18 protein-coding genes are annotated in these 16,712 nt (G+C 47.0%); 6 read left to right on the forward strand and 12 right to left on the reverse strand.

Annotated elements, in window-relative coordinates; translation table 11 throughout:
* Window position 1 precedes the first annotated feature (1 nt).
* Complete coding sequence (guaA, locus tag HA494_03870; GenBank protein ID NHV96907.1) at window positions 2–1,534, reverse strand: glutamine-hydrolyzing GMP synthase; 1,533 nt, start codon at window positions 1,532–1,534, stop codon at window positions 2–4.
* Between the two features lie 16 nt (window positions 1,535–1,550).
* A complete protein-coding gene (locus tag HA494_03875) occupies window positions 1,551–2,108 on the reverse strand; it encodes a hypothetical protein (GenBank protein NHV96908.1) in 558 nt (185 codons plus the stop codon).
* 106 nt (window positions 2,109–2,214) lie between these two features.
* Between HA494_03875 and cdhA the strand changes: the two genes are divergently transcribed.
* Window positions 2,215–4,548, forward strand: coding sequence for a CO dehydrogenase/acetyl-CoA synthase complex subunit epsilon (gene cdhA / locus HA494_03880; GenBank protein NHV96909.1), 2,334 nt, complete (start codon window positions 2,215–2,217; stop codon window positions 4,546–4,548).
* A gap of 2 nt (window positions 4,549–4,550) precedes the next feature.
* Complete coding sequence (gene cdhB / locus HA494_03885) at window positions 4,551–5,084, forward strand: CO dehydrogenase/acetyl-CoA synthase complex subunit epsilon (GenBank protein ID NHV96910.1); 534 nt, start codon at window positions 4,551–4,553, stop codon at window positions 5,082–5,084.
* A gap of 1 nt (window position 5,085) precedes the next feature.
* On the opposite strand, the gene HA494_03890 is transcribed toward cdhB, so the two are convergent.
* The 8 genes from HA494_03890 to HA494_03925 all read right to left on the reverse strand — a co-directional run bounded on the left by HA494_03890 (window position 5,086) and on the right by HA494_03925 (window position 10,486).
* Window positions 5,086–5,823 (reverse strand): ABC transporter permease, encoded by a 738-nt coding sequence (locus tag HA494_03890; GenBank protein NHV96911.1) that lies wholly within the window; start codon window positions 5,821–5,823, stop codon window positions 5,086–5,088.
* Window positions 5,801–6,727 (reverse strand): ABC transporter ATP-binding protein, encoded by a 927-nt coding sequence (locus HA494_03895; GenBank protein ID NHV96912.1) that lies wholly within the window; start codon window positions 6,725–6,727, stop codon window positions 5,801–5,803. The genes HA494_03890 and HA494_03895 overlap by 23 nt, the downstream gene beginning before the upstream one ends.
* Before the next feature lie 11 nt (window positions 6,728–6,738).
* Complete coding sequence (locus HA494_03900) at window positions 6,739–7,212, reverse strand: GNAT family N-acetyltransferase (protein NHV96913.1); 474 nt, start codon at window positions 7,210–7,212, stop codon at window positions 6,739–6,741.
* 115 nt (window positions 7,213–7,327) lie between these two features.
* A complete protein-coding gene (locus HA494_03905) occupies window positions 7,328–7,789 on the reverse strand; it encodes a GNAT family N-acetyltransferase (GenBank protein NHV96914.1) in 462 nt (153 codons plus the stop codon).
* Between the two features lie 62 nt (window positions 7,790–7,851).
* Window positions 7,852–8,406, reverse strand: coding sequence for an O-acetyl-ADP-ribose deacetylase (locus HA494_03910; GenBank protein NHV96915.1), 555 nt, complete (start codon window positions 8,404–8,406; stop codon window positions 7,852–7,854).
* A 40-nt stretch (window positions 8,407–8,446) separates the two neighbouring features.
* Complete coding sequence (locus HA494_03915; GenBank protein ID NHV96916.1) at window positions 8,447–8,824, reverse strand: DMT family transporter; 378 nt, start codon at window positions 8,822–8,824, stop codon at window positions 8,447–8,449.
* Window positions 8,788–9,315 carry a DMT family transporter gene (locus HA494_03920; protein ID NHV96917.1) on the reverse strand — a complete coding sequence of 176 codons (528 nt, stop codon included), beginning with the start codon at window positions 9,313–9,315 and terminating at the stop codon, window positions 8,788–8,790. Before HA494_03920 ends, HA494_03915 begins: the two co-directional genes overlap by 37 nt.
* 55 nt (window positions 9,316–9,370) lie before the next feature.
* The gene (locus tag HA494_03925) at window positions 9,371–10,486 is read right to left on the reverse strand and encodes a TIGR04084 family radical SAM/SPASM domain-containing protein (GenBank protein ID NHV96918.1); all 1,116 of its coding nucleotides are present in this window, start codon (window positions 10,484–10,486) and stop codon (window positions 9,371–9,373) included.
* Between the two features lie 121 nt (window positions 10,487–10,607).
* Between HA494_03925 and HA494_03930 the strand changes: the two genes are divergently transcribed.
* Window positions 10,608–12,758, forward strand: coding sequence for a sodium-translocating pyrophosphatase (locus HA494_03930; GenBank protein ID NHV96919.1), 2,151 nt, complete (start codon window positions 10,608–10,610; stop codon window positions 12,756–12,758).
* 43 nt (window positions 12,759–12,801) lie between these two features.
* Here HA494_03930 and HA494_03935 read toward each other — a convergent pair whose 3' ends face one another.
* Together HA494_03935 and HA494_03940 are read right to left on the reverse strand one after the other, a co-directional pair.
* A complete protein-coding gene (locus tag HA494_03935; GenBank protein ID NHV96920.1) occupies window positions 12,802–13,404 on the reverse strand; it encodes a SagB/ThcOx family dehydrogenase in 603 nt (200 codons plus the stop codon).
* Window positions 13,401–14,090, reverse strand: a complete 690-nt coding sequence (locus HA494_03940; protein ID NHV96921.1) for a SagB/ThcOx family dehydrogenase — start codon at window positions 14,088–14,090, stop codon at window positions 13,401–13,403. Before HA494_03940 ends, HA494_03935 begins: the two co-directional genes overlap by 4 nt.
* Before the next feature lie 98 nt (window positions 14,091–14,188).
* On the opposite strand from HA494_03940, the gene HA494_03945 reads away from it, so the two are divergent.
* The 3 genes from HA494_03945 to HA494_03955 are packed head-to-tail and all read left to right on the forward strand — an operon-like array spanning window position 14,189 to window position 16,600.
* Window positions 14,189–14,419 carry a CopG family transcriptional regulator gene (locus HA494_03945; GenBank protein NHV96922.1) on the forward strand — a complete coding sequence of 77 codons (231 nt, stop codon included), beginning with the start codon at window positions 14,189–14,191 and terminating at the stop codon, window positions 14,417–14,419.
* Window positions 14,406–14,813, forward strand: a complete 408-nt coding sequence (locus HA494_03950) for a type II toxin-antitoxin system VapC family toxin (protein NHV96923.1) — start codon at window positions 14,406–14,408, stop codon at window positions 14,811–14,813. The genes HA494_03945 and HA494_03950 overlap by 14 nt, the downstream gene beginning before the upstream one ends.
* 29 nt (window positions 14,814–14,842) lie before the next feature.
* Window positions 14,843–16,600, forward strand: a complete 1,758-nt coding sequence (locus HA494_03955; GenBank protein ID NHV96924.1) for an ATP-dependent DNA ligase — start codon at window positions 14,843–14,845, stop codon at window positions 16,598–16,600.
* Window positions 16,601–16,712 lie beyond the last annotated feature (112 nt).

Raw genomic sequence — 16,712 nt, forward strand, 5'->3', positions numbered from 1 at the left:
GCTACTGGGGCTCTATGGTCGCTGGGGGTTTGCTTGAGATCACATATGTGACCCAAGTCACACCTGGAACTTCGTTAGTTATCCTATTGCTGATTCTCTCAAGCACCTTATACGGTAGCCTTACCCAGTCTGCAGTCATGGCATCGGTAGATTGGACAACACGCACAGAAACTATGTAGCCGTAGCTTCTAGCATCCCCAAGCACACCAACAGCTTTATCGTCACCAACTATAGCGAAGGCCTGCCACACCTTATCGTAGAGATTGTGCTTTTGAAGCTCCTCCTCCACGATGCTGCTAGCCTCCCTACATATGCGCAGCTTTTCCTCTGTAACCTCGCCTATGATCCTAACAGCCAAACCCGGCCCGGGGAAAGGGTGTCTTTTTACTATACTGGCGGGCAGTTTAAGTAAGGAGGCTATCTTTCTAACCTCATCCTTATAGAGATCTCTGAGAGGCTCAAGCAGCTTGAATTCAAGCTTTTGAGGCAGCCCTCCTACATTGTGGTGCGTCTTGATTCTTGACGCTGGGCCTTGACTTGCAGCAGACTCTATCACGTCAGGGTATAAGGTTCCCTGCGCTAGCCACTCAAATGGCCCATATTTTATGCTGGCTTCTGTGAAGACGTTAGCGAATTCTTCGCCGATGATCCGCCTCTTCTCCTCAGGGTCCACCACGCCTCTGAGTCTATCTAGGAATCTCTTTGATGCATCTATTACGATCAATCTTACACCTAGGGTATCTCTAAACGTTCGCACGACTTCCTCAGCATCATTTTTTCTGAGCAGCCCGTGATCTACGAAGATGCAGGTTAGCTGGTCTCCAACCGCTTTATGTATAAGCGCAGCCGTTGTCGACGAATCTACACCACCGCTCAATGCACACAAGACTCTTTCAGACCCGACTTTAGATCTGATTTCTTCAACCGACTTTTCAATAAAGGATGGCATAGTCCAGTTCGCTTTGCAGTCGCATATTTCAAAAAGGAAGTTTCTTAGAATCTTTTTGCCGCGTGGTGTATGGGCGACCTCTGGGTGGAATTGTAGAGCGTATATTCTGTGCTCAATATCACGTATGGCTGCGTACGGCGAGTTTTCTGTGTATGCTATGGGTTCGAAGCCTACTGGTATGGTTTTCGCCGAATCTCCGTGGCTCATCCAACAGACGGTAGTGGATTTGAGCCCTTTGAATAGGTCGGTTGTGTCTATTATATGGAGCACAGCTTTGCCATACTCGCGCTTATCAACTCTAACAACCTCTCCTCCAAGCTGATGCACTATGACCTGAAGGCCGTAGCATATTCCTAGTATAGGTATCTTTAGCTCGTAGATAGCGGGGTCTGGTAGCGGAGCATCCTTCTGGTATACGTTTGCTGGACCACCTGATAAGACCAGCCCCTTCGGTTTGAGTTGCGCTATATCTTCAGCCTTAGTGTAATAGGGTATGAGCTCAGAGTACACTCTACATTCTCTTATACGCCTCGCTATGAGGTGGGCGTACTGTGCGCCGAAGTCTAGGACCAGAACCTTGTCTATACCTTTCTGCAAGGCTTTACCCGCTCTTTTCAAGCATCCTTGTAAATGACCATGTTACTGTGCTTATTATCTCATTTAGCCTAGTCTGGTTCCCGTAGTTTCTTATAGTTATCTTCGTCAGCCTACCATTATCCTCCTCTATATTGTAGGAGAGGACTTGATTCAGCACCATCTTCCCCTCTTTAACAGCTTCGTTATCTTTAGCCTTCATCCCCTCAAGTATTCTGTTGATGAAGAAACTCTTGAAAGGCGGTGTATCGACCATCAACCTAACGTCAGAAGCTGGTATTATGACTACGGTGTCTGGTGAGATATACGCATTGCCCAGCAGCAGACCATCCTTTACCCTCTTCAGCGGGCGAACCTCACTGAAGCTCTCAACAGTAGGCGCTTCTGCAGCAGAGGGCTTTGCGATTTCAGCGGCGGTCTTAAAGCTACTCTGCCTAAGTATACTATCGATTATTAGGAGCATCTGCTTTAACCGTTCAATATCAGCCTCATGCTCGGCGATTCTAGCCTCTATCCACATCTTCATATCTGCTGCACGCCTTATCTCTTCCTCTGTAAAGCTCATCTCCACAAATCATCCACACACCTAGGTTTTAACCTTTCTAATAGTTGCTTAGCCAACCCATAAGGATTAAAGTTTAAAAAGAAGATTTTAGTAGCTAAAATAGAAGATGGTAACTCGCATAAACATTAAGGAGCTAGAGTCAGGCGGTTTAAAAATCAAGGGACTTGAACTTACGGTAGGCAAGTTTACAGAGTTCGATGAATGGGCCGAACCAATGGGGCCAACCCCCTACCCTAGTTTAATGGATTTAAGAGAGTGGGATTTGAGGCTTCTTGAACGCTATCCCCCCTTCTACTCCCCCTTAAGTGACTTCTGTGAATTCTGCACCTACGGAAAGTGTGATCTTACTGCTGGAAAGAGAGGGGCCTGTGGGATAGATATGGCTGGGCACATGGGCAAATGGGTGCTTCTGCAGACCGTAATGGGTACTTCAGCACATACAACACACGCTCACCACCTTTTGAACTTTCTAATCAAGCAGTATGGTCCTGATCAACCTATAAACTTGGGCGGCGAGGTTGAAATCGAAGCACCCATCACAAGGTTAATAACAGGTATAAGACCGAAGAAGCTTTCAGATCTAGTGGATGTTGTGAACTACCTTGAGGGGCAGATAACCCACCTTCTATCAGCTACCGCAACTGGACAGGAGCAGAACTACCTAGATTACGAATCTAAAGCCTTACATGCTGGTATGCTTGATATCCTGGCGTTAGAAGTAGCGGATATAGCGCAGATATCAGCGCTCGGCTTCCCAAAAGGAGATGCTGAAACACCATTCATTGAGGTTGGTATGGGGGTTGTGGAGCGCGAGAAACCAGTAATACTATGCATAGGTCATAACGTTGCGCCTGGTAGTGAAGTTATAGATTATCTGAATGAGACTGGGCTTTATGGTAAGGTTGAGGTCGCTGGTGTATGCTGCACAGCATCGGATCTTGCACGCTTCTCTAGCGGTGCTAAGATCGTTGGACCAATCTCTAGGCAGCTTCGCTTCATAAGGATGGGTATAGCAGATGTTGTGATAGTGGATCAAGAGTGCGTTAGGGCTGATGTAATAGAGGAGGCGACGAAGGTTGGATCTAGGGTTATAGCGACTTCAGATCAGCTCGTAGGAGGCTTGCCTAACTACACAAATATCGATGACGATATCGTGGTTTCAAGACTAGTTTCAGGCGAAGAGCTAGCGGTTGTCATCCAAGACCCGGTCAAGGTTGGTAGAGTAGCGGTGAAAGCTGCAAGATTAATCGCCCCACTTAGGCTTAATCAAAAAGGGTACAATAGGAACGAGATAGTAGCCAAGGCCGCAGCTTGCTCACTTTGCCTAAGCTGCACAAAGAACTGCCCTATCGGGATAAATGTGGGCTTAGCTGTAAACACGGCTAAACGAGGTGACCAATCTTTACTCCTAGAAGTCTTCGACGAATGTCTAGGCTGTGCAAGATGCGACGCAGCCTGCCCCAATGACATACCTGTGCTTACTGTGATAGATGCTGCCTCAGAAGACAAGATCAGGAACGAAAGGTTCAAGATCAGGGCTGGAAGAGGACCAATAAAGGATACTGAGATCAGAAATGTTGGCAGACCAATAGTTATGGGCGAGATACCTGGGGTGGTAGTATTTGCCGGATGCGCAAACTATCCTGGCGGAAATTATGATCTTGCTAAGATGGCTGATGAATTCGCTAAGAGAAGGTATATCGTTGTTACCTCTGGCTGTTCTGCTTTAGATATAGCGCGTTACAAAGATGAAAATGGGCAGACCCTCTACGAAAAATATCCTGGAGCCTTTGACGCAGGGTGTATAGTCAACTTAGGTCCATGTGTGTCTAACGCCCATGCTGTAGGTGCTGTAGTGAAGATAGCGAGCATATTCGCTAAAAGAAACCTCAGAGGGAACTTTGAAGAGATAGCAGACTACATATTAAATAGAATCGGCGCCGTTGCTATCGCTTGGGGTGCTCAGCATCAAAAGGCTATGTCTATTGCTACTGGAGCCAACAGATTCGGGATACCCGTCATCTTAGGGCCACAAGGAGTCAAGTATAGAAGAGCCTATCTGGGGAGAAGTGAAGATTACGAGAGGTGGTTGGTGTATAACGCTAAGGACGGGAGAAGGGTCTATGTTGGACCTACCCCAGAGCACCTATTATGTGTAGTTGAAACGGCAGAGGAGGCCATGGTTACCGCTGCCAAGCTCGTCATGAGACCCAACGACACACCTAAAGGGCGGATGATCAAATTATCCAACTATGTCAGCCTGCATCGCCAATTTTATGGTGGCTTACCTGAAGATCTGCATCTATTTGTTAGGGATGAGAACGATCTGCCAATAACTATGAAGGATGAAATCTTAACTCTCATTAAGCAGAAAGGTTGGAAGCCAACAGAAATACCTGACCCCACTTTGCTCAGCAGAATGATTTTTGGAGGTAGGTAAAGATGTCTAAAGCTATAGCTTGGGATGAGGCTGAAATTAGGGGTCCTAAGACTGCTTACACCTTAACGCCTGAGAACTGCGGTAAGATGCTGCGTAGAGCAAAGAGACTTCTGATAATAGTTGGTGGGAACATATTGGATGAAGAGTACGTTAAAGTAAATATGGTCAACACCATAGAAAGGATCGCTAAGAAGTTGGGCGCAACTCTAGCGGTCTCTCCAAGTGTCTTCAGAGCCTTCCAACACTATGATGGCACAAAGTATATGATTAATGTGGAGAGCGTGGTGGAGAGGCTCTTGGATCCGAATTGGTTGGGGTTTGATGGCAGAGGCAAATATGACTTCATACTATTTGTTGGAGGGCTATACCCATTCCAAAGTATGATGTTAGCTTCATTGAAGCATTTCTCACCAACCCTTAGAACGATTACTATAGAGCGATACTACCACCCAAACGCAACGTTTTCACTAGAGAATCTTAGCTTCGAAAAATGGTGTGAGGGTTTAGAGGATCTGCTTAAGGCCGTAGAAGCTTAACCTACCTTTCACGCCACTGAGCCCTATAGGTCGCCAAGAGCAAAAATGCTATTGTGTATGCTATGAGGATAAGCCAGCTGTAAGTTATGTTCGTGGTAGAGGTAAGCCCGATGGAATCTCTTAGTATCAACGCTGCGTGTGTGGTTGGTGGTATGTACGCTAACCAGAGTAGAGACTCTGGTACACGCTCTATTGGGTAGAAGACTGGTGGAAGCACGGCTAACACGAGCCCTACGAGCAGAGAGATCTGCCACGCATTTCTTATGTTGGGTACGTAGGTTGATATGAAGAAGCCGAGCGCTGATGTTAAGAGCCAGACTAGTAGTGTAATGGAGAGTAGTGTGCCGAGGGTAAAAACGCTTGGTTTAAGCTGAAGTATGAGGGTTGATAGTATGATGAGTGCTGGTGAAGCGTAGAGGAGTTCTGATAGGGCTTCAGCAAGCAGATACGCCGTTTCAGAAACTGGAGATGCTACCATCATGTCTTGGAATTTAAGCTCAAGTTTATGCCACGCAGCATCACCAATTATGCCAGAACCTGTTTGAACGATGGTCATAATGTAGGCGCCGACCAAGGCGTACGGCAGAACCTCAGAACCCACTAAAGCGTAGAGTAAGAAGAGGACTGTGAAGGGTGCGAAGAATAGGTATATGAGGCTTAGCAGATTCCTTACGATCCAGAGTATACTGAACATGTATGCTAATACGAAGACCGCTCTAAGGTTCTGAAGCCTCTTCATCTTGAGCGCCCTCCTCAACCAGATCTATGAAGACATCCTCGAGCGTAGTAGGGGAGACCGAGGCTGAGACACACCTCTTAACAGCATCTAATGCCAACTCTCTTGCACTAGCCTCGTCTAAGAGTACCCTCATCTTTCCACCCACTTCAACAACCTTACCGTAAGATGAGAGCTCTTCTTTAGAGAAGCCTTCTGAAACATTCACTCTGAACCTATATGGTACCATAGCCTTCAATTCGTCAACCGTACCTTGTGCTACAACACCCCCACGATTTAACACAACGATGTAATCTGAAAGCACCTCTGCTTCGTTGATAGAGTTTGTTGTGAGCACGACAGAACCATATTTTCTGCAGTAGTCTTTAATGAGAGACCAGATCTTTCTTTGATTAACCGCATCTAAGCCGAGTGTAGGCTCATCTAAGAAGACCAGCTCAGCGTATGCTGATAGAGCCATCGCCAAAAGTATCCTCTGCCTTAAACCACCAGATAACTTATCTGCTGGTATAGCAGCATACTCGACCAATTCAAGATCTTCAAGCACCTTCTTAGCTCTAGCCTTCGCCTCGAACCTACCGAAACCACGCGCTAAGAGGGTGTAGTAGACGTGATCCCACGGCGTTAGAGGTGGGAATGGTCTGCCTTCTTGTGGCAAGACGCTTATGCGTTCACGAACCTTCTTAGCTTCGCTGACCACATCAAGATCTAAAACAGTTACGTTTCCGCTTGTGGGTAGAAGTTGTGTTGTAGCGATTCTTAATAGTGTGGTCTTCCCTGCACCATTTCTGCCAAGCAGGGTTAGGATGCCCGATGAAGGCATCTTAAATGATACATTATCTAACGCCCTCTTTTCACTACCCTTATAGATCTTAGTAAGGTTCGTACATTCGAAGACCCCAGCCAACCCTTACACCGTTAAGCATCTTGGCGGCTAAGCGCGCCATATTCTAGGCTATAAAGGATAGCGTCCTCCTCCCCCCTATAGTACCCTCTAAGCAACCCCTCTGCCCTAAACCCGAGCTTTTCATATAACCGTTGAGCAGCCAAATTCTTAACAGACACTTGGAGGACTACCCTCCGAACACCAGCTTCCTTCAGCATCCCCAGAGCTTGTGCCATCAAGTATGTGCCAACACCTCTGCGCCTAAACTTCTTAGCAACACCGATCGAAAGTATAGTGCCAAAGCAACCTTTCTTCTCAAAGGCTACGTACCCAATAGGGTTGCCTAGCACTTCAGCGAGCAGAATCGCGCAGCCTCTACTTCTAAGCATCGCCTCAAAGACCTCTCTATCATACGGGTACTCAAAACACTCCCCCTCAATCTTCAGCAAAGTTTTAACATCAGCCAAAGAAGCGTATCTGATAACGATGTTAGTATCTAATAGCAACCAACCCACCCATTCTTCTACCAGCAAACTATAATACCAAAGATGTTTATTTAAAGTACTTGTTTGCTTCGGTCTGAAACAGGGCTTACCTCTAAAATTAAAACAGCGTAGATCTTCAATTTTCCAATATCTTTATCATTCTCGTCCATTTCCCTAAGGATAGCCTTTCGATGAAGCCCATTTCCCTATAAAATTCCTTTGCTGAAAGATTCTTTACACCAACCCATAAACCCATAGTTCTTCTATTCCTTCTTCTAGCGTAATCGACCGCCTTTTCCACAAGCGTACTTCCTATACCTCTCCTTCTATAATTCGGATGCACAAACAGCTCGTGTATCTCTCCTACAATTTCACCATCAACGCCGCTAAACCAGTTTGCGTCGCAAGCTACGAACGCTACAGGTTCATTCATTTCGACTATCAAGAAGCCTTCAGAATCCCTTTTCAACAACCATTTGAAATAGTCCTCTATATCCTTTCTTTGCGTGTAAGCGTATTCCTCCAGTCCTTTATAAGATAGAACATATAAATCGACAAAAGATTCTATATCGCTCAGCACTACTTTTCTAATATTCATAATAGCCTTTTCTAATATTCATAATAGCCTTCTAAAAACTAATTTTAAGAGTGGGCTGCTAGCTACGTGCCGAAGATTTCTGCGGCTGCTTCCTCATACACCTTTAACGCGTCTTTGCTGAAGAGCACAAGAACCACTTCGTCAAACACGGGCTTCACTTCTAGAAACTCCTTAATCGCCTTTAACGCGACTCTGCTTGCTTCAGCGATCGGGTAGGCGTATGCACCCGTACTAATAGATGGGAAGGCTATGCTCTTTATGCCTCTTGAAGCTGCCAACTCTAAGCAGCTTCGATAAGCCTGTGCTAATAGATCGGCTTCACCCTCACCCCCACCTCGCCATATCGGACCTACGGTGTGTATAACGTATTTAGCCTTCAGTTTACCTGCGGTGGTTATAACCGCTTTACCCGTTGGTAGCCCGTCTGGATACTGGGTTGCTCTAATCTTCTTACACTCCTCTAAGATACTTGGACCACCTTTTCTATGTATGGCTCCATCAACCCCTCCTCCACCCATGAGGCTTGGGTTGGCTGCGTTGACTATAGCTTCAGTCTCCTGCTCCGTTATGTCTCCTTGAACTATTTTAATAGATGTTCTACCAACTTTATACTGCATATTACCTTCCTCTGCCAAGCTCTACCAAATATATTTGTCTCTAACCTATCGTGATCTGAATTATTCCAATAACTACAATAAAGGCGCTCAGGTAAACCTTTAGAGTAACCCTTTCACGAAGAAAGACACTACCTACCACGGTGGAGAGGATGGGCGAGATTGAGGAAAGCGGGACCGCTCTAGCCACCCCCATACTAGTTATACCGAGTAGGAATAGAGCGTTTCCAATGCTCAGACCGAGAATACCAGCTAGAGTAAGGACTAAGAGGGAGCGCCTATCCAGCTTAATGGGATTATAACCTCTAGAGTAGGCAAATCCGATGAGTATAACAGCTATAAGCGGGAGTCTCACAGCATTCAGAGCCAAAAAGCTGTAGTAGTTTAGGGCGTAGCTGAGTAGAAGTATGCCAGCGCCCAAATGGGAGCGCAACTGAGTGTGAGGAAGAAGTTCTTCGCTGTAAAGCTACTTTTCCCTTCTCCCTTTGGGCTGATGAGCCAGAGTCCTAGAATGATGAGTATGGCACCAACTATTATTTGAGGGGTTATTTCTTCACCTAAGAAGAGGAAGGCGCCTAATGTTGAGAAGAGTGGATAAGTATTCGCTACTGGCATCGCCCTCGCTACACCCACTGACTTCAAGGCGTAGATGTAGAGTGTGTCTCCAATTACGATACCAAGTAATCCAGCCAAAAAAGCGATGGTAAAGGCTCTCAAATCTGGGTTTAAGAAAACATTTACTTCACCTGCAAACAGAACTAGAAGTATCGAGCCTACTGCTCCCGCCGCCGCTCTGAGCGCATTGGCTGTGATCGGTTGGTATTTGGAAGAGCCTAGTTTTAGTAACGCTGCAGTAGCTGTCCAGCATAGAGCAGCACCGAGTGAGGCTGCTACACCTATGAACATTGACATTTAGTTGCATGGATATAAGTTGAGGGTATTTTAGATTATTTGCTTAATAACCAGCTTACGGTATTATTTCGCAGCTGTTAAACTTGGTATACGCTAGATCATCTAAGCTTATTACATCGTCCGATAGCGCCTTTTCTACCAAAGGTTTAATGCACCTTAACCCGTCTATTAGCAGCCTTACTGTGCTGCAGACGATTTTAAAGCCCTCTTCACCCCAGAGCTTCGTTATGTTAGCGTAGAGGCATCTTCCCCCGCAGAGGGAGAGTATATCGCAACCGCTGCAGGGTGGATTTAACTTAACGGCTTTGGGTAAAGTAGATGGATCGGTATCTCTGATATTGCCGAGGTAGTATGCTTTAAAACCCACCATGCTTGGGCACGGGACTATAGTGCCGTCGGTCTGGATAGTGTACTGAGTCCAGCCTGAGCCGCATCTTAAACCAGCTTCACCACCTTTGAGTAGAGTCTCTATGACGCCTAGGAAGGGGTAGATGCGTAAAACACGCCCAGCTGTGAGCTGATCGGCCCAAAAGTGTATGAGCCTGAGTAGACCGGGCCCATAGCTTTCCTCTATCCATCTGGTATAGGCTTCTGGGTTATAGTCGCTTCGCCAGAACTGCGCATCTAACTGCCAATGAACTGAATCGAATGTGCTGCTGCGCTCTAAGAGGTGCTTTACGCTAGATTCTATGTCGGTCTGTTGGCTGACAGTCATTCGGGCTATGACCTCGCCTTTGAAACCCTTTTCTCTTATAGTTTCCACATTCTCAATAACCCTTTTGTAGACCCCCTTCCCTCTATAGAAATCTGTGAGCATCTCATCGCCGTCTATTGAAACTAAGATTGTATGCAGCTTCTTCAGATACTTCGGCTCTATTCTATCTAGTAAAAGACCGTTTGTCTGAACCATAAACTTTTCAGCTTCAACATTATCCATTATCTCAAACATCCTATCCAATCTAAGTAGAGGTTCGCCACCATAGAAGATTAGGTTGCCCACCTTAGCTTTAGAGCAAAACGACTTCAATAGGTCTATGCTGTAAGATATTTCGTCTGGAACAGAGTAGTCGACTTCAAAGTCGAAGCCGCTTCCGATATCCTCGCAGCACTTACCGTAACAATACAAGCACTTCAGGTTGCAGAATGAGGTCAAGATGACGAACAGATGCATCCAAGAACCTCTCCCTCAGAGGTTAAGATAAGCCTTACACCCAGAAAATTTAAGGGTATGCAGATGGTATTTACGAAAGATTTAATACCAGATAGCCGTCTGCCGATGTCTGGAGACCAGTATGGTTAACATTCTATCTGAACCATACTTCTGGATAGCACCCATAGGGGGCATAGCAGCGATCCTCGCAGCCCTAGCCCTTATATGGCGAATACTTTCAATCAAGGTTGATGATCCAAAGGCTGCTGAAGTAGCGTCAGCGATACGCGTAGGAGCCTACGCCTTCATGAAAAGGCAATACTCAACTATAACGATCATAGCCATAGTTATAGCAGCGATCCTTTTAGCTGCGGGGTATGTTGCACCTAAGGAAGCTGAGGCAATAGCTGTTCACTTCGGACCAGGCGCAGCGGTAGCCTTTCTCATAGGAGCCTTCGCATCGTTGCTAGCAGGCTTCATAGCTATGGATATGGCGACACGCTCCAACGTTAGAACTGTTATTATGGCGAAGAAGGGGATAGAACCTGCTCTAAAGACGGCTTTCCATGGTGGCGCGATCATGGGGCTTCTTGTAACAGGCCTGAGTCTGCTCGGTGTCACAGCGCTCTTCGTATTATATGGTGCGGATGAAACCACACCGACCAAGATCATAGGGATGGGATTCGGTGCAAGCCTCGTAGCACTCTTCGCACAGCTAGGTGGCGGTATATATACGAAGGCGGCTGACGTAGGTGCCGATCTAGTGGGGAAGGTTGAGGCTGGCATACCAGAAGACGATCCAAGAAACGCTGCTGTAATAGCGGATAACGTAGGCGATAATGTAGGCGACTCAGCGGGTCGTGGAGCAGACCTATTCGAATCAGCCACAGCTGAAAACATAGGCAGCATGATCATAGGAGCCGTAATTGCGTCTTGGACTCAAAACTGGGCCTTCCTAGTCTTCCCGATAATAGCTAGAGCGCTCGGCATATTCGCTACTCTGATAGGTATGCCATTTGTTAGACTAGGCAAAGGGGAAGAGCATAAGCCGATGAGAGCCCTACATAAAGGGCTCATCGTAGCAACCATAATGTCTGCAGTACTCTTCTATGTCGCCATACAGCTCCTCTTCGGCTCACAGCCAGGCGGCATCTACCTATACTTCTCGATGCTTGCTGGTCTAGCGGCAAGCATCCTGGTTCAAGTCATAACAGACTACTACACAGGCAGAGAGAGGGGCCCAGTTAGGAGAATAGCCGATGCATCCCAGACTGGCGCAGGAACCAACATAATAACTGGCTTCTCAGTTGCGCTTGAGACAACCGCCTTACCCATAGCCTCGCTTGGAGCCTGTCTGCTAATCGCCTACTACTTTGGCACACTATTTGGCGCAGCGAATCCACAATGGGGTGCGCACGCATCTCTCATGGGCGGCGTTTACGGCACCACCTTGGCGACGATGGGTATGCTCGCTGTGATGGGAATGGTTCTAGCTTTAGATGGCTTCGGACCGATAGCAGACAACGCAGGAGGCATAGCTGAGATGTCTGGGCAAAGTGGAATAGGGGAAAGCATGGAGGCTCTCGACGCCGTCGGTAACACTACAAAAGCTCTAACCAAGGGCTTCGCTATGGGGAGCGCTCTATTAGCTGCGCAGCTACTCTTCCAAGCCTACATCGAAGCTGGGAACGAATATCTAAAGAGCCTAAACCTACCCGAAATCAAGCTTGAACTCAGCAACCCTGTCGTGCTGGTCGCAACACTCATAGGTGCGATGCTGCCCTTCATCTTCTCAGCCTTCGCTATAAAAGCTGTTGGCTCCGCTGCAAAAGAGATAGTTAACGAAGTGAGAAGACAGTTCAAAGAAATCCCCGGTCTAATGGAGGGTAAAGCAAAGCCAGAGTACGATAAAGCTGTAGATATCTGCACAAGAGCGGCTCTAAAGGAGATGGTTCCGCCAGGGCTACTGGTTGTGGTGGCTCCGATAGTCGTAGGTGTGCTTTTAGGTTGGAGCGCTGTAGGCGCTTTAGTCATAGGCGCAACCTTAGCTGGTATACCACTAGCCATACTAATGAACACAGGCGGCGCAGCTTGGGACAACGCTAAGAAGTTTATTGAAGCAGGGAATCTAGGGGGCAAAGGCTCACCCGCACACGCAGCAGCAGTAGTGGGAGACACAGTAGGCGACCCGATGAAAGACACAGCAGGCCCCTCACTACACGTGCTAATCAAACTGCTGAACACGCTCTCGATACTATTCATACCGCTCTTCATAGGGATACTCGGGCTCTAAGCTTCTGAGGTATAAACCTCAGAAACCCTCTAACATTTTTTCTCTACACCGCTCCACTCACTTTAAGTAGCAGAAGAGGTTCCTCATATAACCCCAGCGTCGCCTTCACAGCAGATGTAGATCTGATCACTACGGGTTCGCAGACGAGGTTGAGCGATGCGCACTCAACCATAGCGTTAAGAGCGGCGTGACCCACTTCATTATGCACATACATAATACCCCGTTCACCATACTTCGAGGTAGTTCTAGGGTAGACTGCGCATATAAGAAGGTATAGGGAGTATTCATCGGGCACAAAGCCCATTATCTTCGAAACTTCAGCGAAATAGTCTCCGCTTTTGAATAGGGTTAACCTTTCGCCTACAGGGTCGTAGTGGTAGACACCTTCGCTTAAACCATCAACACCTTCAGCGTCGACAACTACGTAAACTTCAAGCGGATACAACCCGCCTGCTGAAGGTGCTGATCTTAGCGGATATATCCACCCAGAATCCCTCTTTGTTACGCCTTGGGTAGCCCACAGAATCCTACCTAACTCACCTAAGCTGAGCTTTTTGCGCTTCGGTGTTCGGATAGAATCGACTCTTTCGAGGGCTTTGGTGAGGCTTAGATTGCCCGATACTAAGTTAGAGAGTGGTATGCTCAAATTCGGTCACCGACTGGTATTATGTAGAGGGGTGTCTTTGCTGTTTTGAAGATCTCCTTTACTCTATCGTCATAGAAGGCGCCTATGACCACACATCCAAGCCCCAGCCCTACAGCCGCCAGATACACCTTCTCACCCAAGATACCAGCACACAGATGAGGCAGCTCAACAACACCTTCTCGCAGCACACCACGCTCAAGATCAGAGAAGAGAATGATGTTAAAGCAGGCTTCCTCAACCCACACTTGATTTACTGCTGCTGAAGCGAGCTCCTTAAGGAAACTTCCTTCACGAAGCATCTTGAGGGCGTGCTCATCTCTAAGATAGAGGTAGATGCCTGCTGGAACACCCTCAACCTTACCCTCACCCACAGCAACATATACATCGATCTCATTTAGCGCTGCTTCGAGAGCGCCGTAGCCATTTCCGGCTCTGCCGAGTGAGTGAGAGAGCAGCTGGCTGAACCTAGTAAGATCTATTGGATGCCTATACTCCCGAATAGAGCGCCTCCTCTGAATCGCCTCTTCTACAGGCATAGAGATCTTAGGGGGCTCAGGAAGCTCTACAACCCCGCCAACAAACCCCTCCTTCCTCTGAGGTGTGAATATGAGTAGCGTGGAGAACGCCACTATAATAGAGGAGGCTAACAGCAATATACCCTTGATGAAGCGCCTCCTCCCAACCATCTAATTAGAAACCGAGCCCTCTGCTAAATAAATTTAGCAAGCAAAGTAGAGTGCGTTTACAATAAGGTTTGTCAAATGGTCTACTGAAGAATGCTACGATGAGCGTAGTCAGCTTTAAAGTTAGTAAAGAGATTAAAAAGAAGATGGAGAAGTTCAAATATAAGGTCAAATGGGCTGAGGAACTCAGAAAGTTTGTAGAAGAGAGGACACGGATGCTGGAAGCTTCTGAGAACATCGAGAAAGTCGTGAAAGATCTTGAGAAGATACCTATAGAGGTTCCTAAAGGGTTTTCAGCGGCGTTGGTGAGGGAAGACCGTGATAGTAGTTGACGCATCCGCTCTCGCAGCATTTATACTTAAAGAGCCTGGATGGAGGAGTTTGGTAGAGTATGTAAGATATTGTTTATCGCTAGATCACGCTGTAAAAGAGGTTGCAAACGCCCTCTGGAAACTAAATCGAGTTAAAAAGGTTATTAGTGTCGAAGATGCCCTACGGCTCTTTAACATGCTCTCTTCTCTACTAAACGTAAATATCATATTTGAGCCTGAGCAACTGTATTTGAGTAAGGCGTTCAGAATAGCGTTGGATTACGGGTTAACTGTGTATGATGCGTTGTATATCGCTTTAGCAAAGGAGAAGAAGCTACCGCTTTTAACACTAGATGAAAGGCAGAGAGAAGCGGCGTTGGCTTTCGGTGTGGAAACAATCGGAGTAGCTCTTTAATAACCTTCAGCATTATATGTAGTGTGGAGATGGAGTACAGCCTAATCGCTCAAGCCTATGAGAAGATGGAGGAAACGACCAAGAGGCTTGACTTAACAGCATATTTGGTTGAGTTATTCAAGGCTACTCCTGTTGAGATCTTAGATAAAGTCATCTACTTGACGCAGGGCAAGCTTTACCCAGACTACATGGGTGTGGAGATAGGGGTGGCTGATAAACTCGCGTTAAGAGCTGTCGCCAACATAACTGGGCTATCAGTAGAGAGGGTCGAGGAGTACTATAAGGAGAAAGGCGACATAGGTGCGGTAGCCCAAGATCTATTAGCCAACAAGAAGCAGCAGACACTCTTCTCCGAGCCCCTAACAGTAGAAAGAGTCTACGCAACTTTAGAAAAGATCGCCAAAACAACCGGCTCTGGCAGCCTCGATTTAAGATTGGGTTATCTTCAGAGCCTCCTTAACGACGCAACACCAGTTGAGGCGAAGTATCTTCTGCGCACAGTAACAGGCAAGCTTAGGCTTGGTATAGCTGACTATACGGTGTTAGATGCGTTAGCTGTAGCGTTCACGGGGGATAGGGCGAATCGAGTACACCTAGAGAGGGCCTATAATCTATCTAGTGACCTAGGTAGCGTCGCTAAAGCGGTCGCTCGAGAAGGGTTAGAGGGGGTTCTGAAGTTCAAGATTCAGATCGGTAAGCCAGTCAGACCAATGTTGGCTGAGAGGCTCGAGTCTGCCGAAGCCATAGTTGAAAAGATGGGCGGGGAGTGTGCCGTTGAGTATAAGTTGGATGGGGAGAGGCTTCAGATACATAAAAGGGATTCGGAGGCCAGCCTCTTCTCACGTAGGCTTGAAAATATAACAGCGCACTACCCAGATGCAATAGAGCTTGTTGTAAAGCACATCAAGGCTAAGGAAGCGATACTAGATGGTGAAGCTGTAGCGATAAACGAGGACACAGGCGAATACCTACCCTTCCAAGAGATTATGCATAGGAGGAGGAAGTATGGCATAGAGGAGGCGATGAAAGAGTACCCGATCTCACTAAACTTATTCGATATACTCTACCTCGAGGGGGAAGATCTTACCCAGAAACCCTATCTTGAAAGGAGGAAGATCCTCGAAGAAGTTACTGAGAAGGCTGAAAGAATCACCATAGTTCCAGCTATAATAACTGCTGATCCTCAAAAGATTGAAGAATTTATGCAACAAGCCATTCTAGATGGATGTGAGGGGATCGTAGCCAAGGATCTGAAGAGCAGCTACAGAGCTGGTGCAAGGGAGTTCGCTTGGATAAAGCTGAAGCGGGAGTATAAGAGCGAGCTGCAAGACACAATAGACCTAGTAATCGTAGGAGCCTTCTCTGGGAGGGGGAGGAGGGCTGGCAGATACGGAGCCTTCCTCCTAGCAGCCTACGATAAAGATGAAGACGCCTTTAAGACAGTATGCAAAGTGGGCACCGGTTTCACAGACGAAGATCTGGCGAGGTTTCCCGAAATCCTTCAGCCATATAAGATACCGAATAGGCATGCTAGGGTCGAGTCAAAGATAGAGGCTGATTTCTGGTTTACGCCAAAGGTGGTTATCGAGGTCATTGCCTCAGAAGTGACCTTGAGCCCAGTCCACACCTGCGCTATGAACTTGATCAAGAAGGGCGCTGGATTAGCGCTCAGGTTCCCGAAGTTTACTGGTAGGTTGAGAGACGATAAGGATGCTGAAGACGCCACAACCGTTCAGGAGATAGTGGAGCTGTATAGGTCTCAGTTGAAGAAGATAGTTGAAGAGTAAAATCAATTTATACAGCAGAATCTTCCGTCACATCTAAATATAAGGTCAAAGCAATAGAAGGTGGATGTAATTTGCTACTGCCCTCAGAAGTAGAAGCGAAGACGATCATACC

The organism is Nitrososphaerota archaeon (assembly GCA_011605775.1).
GTDB lineage: Archaea > Thermoproteota > Nitrososphaeria > Nitrososphaerales > JAAOZN01 > JAAOZN01.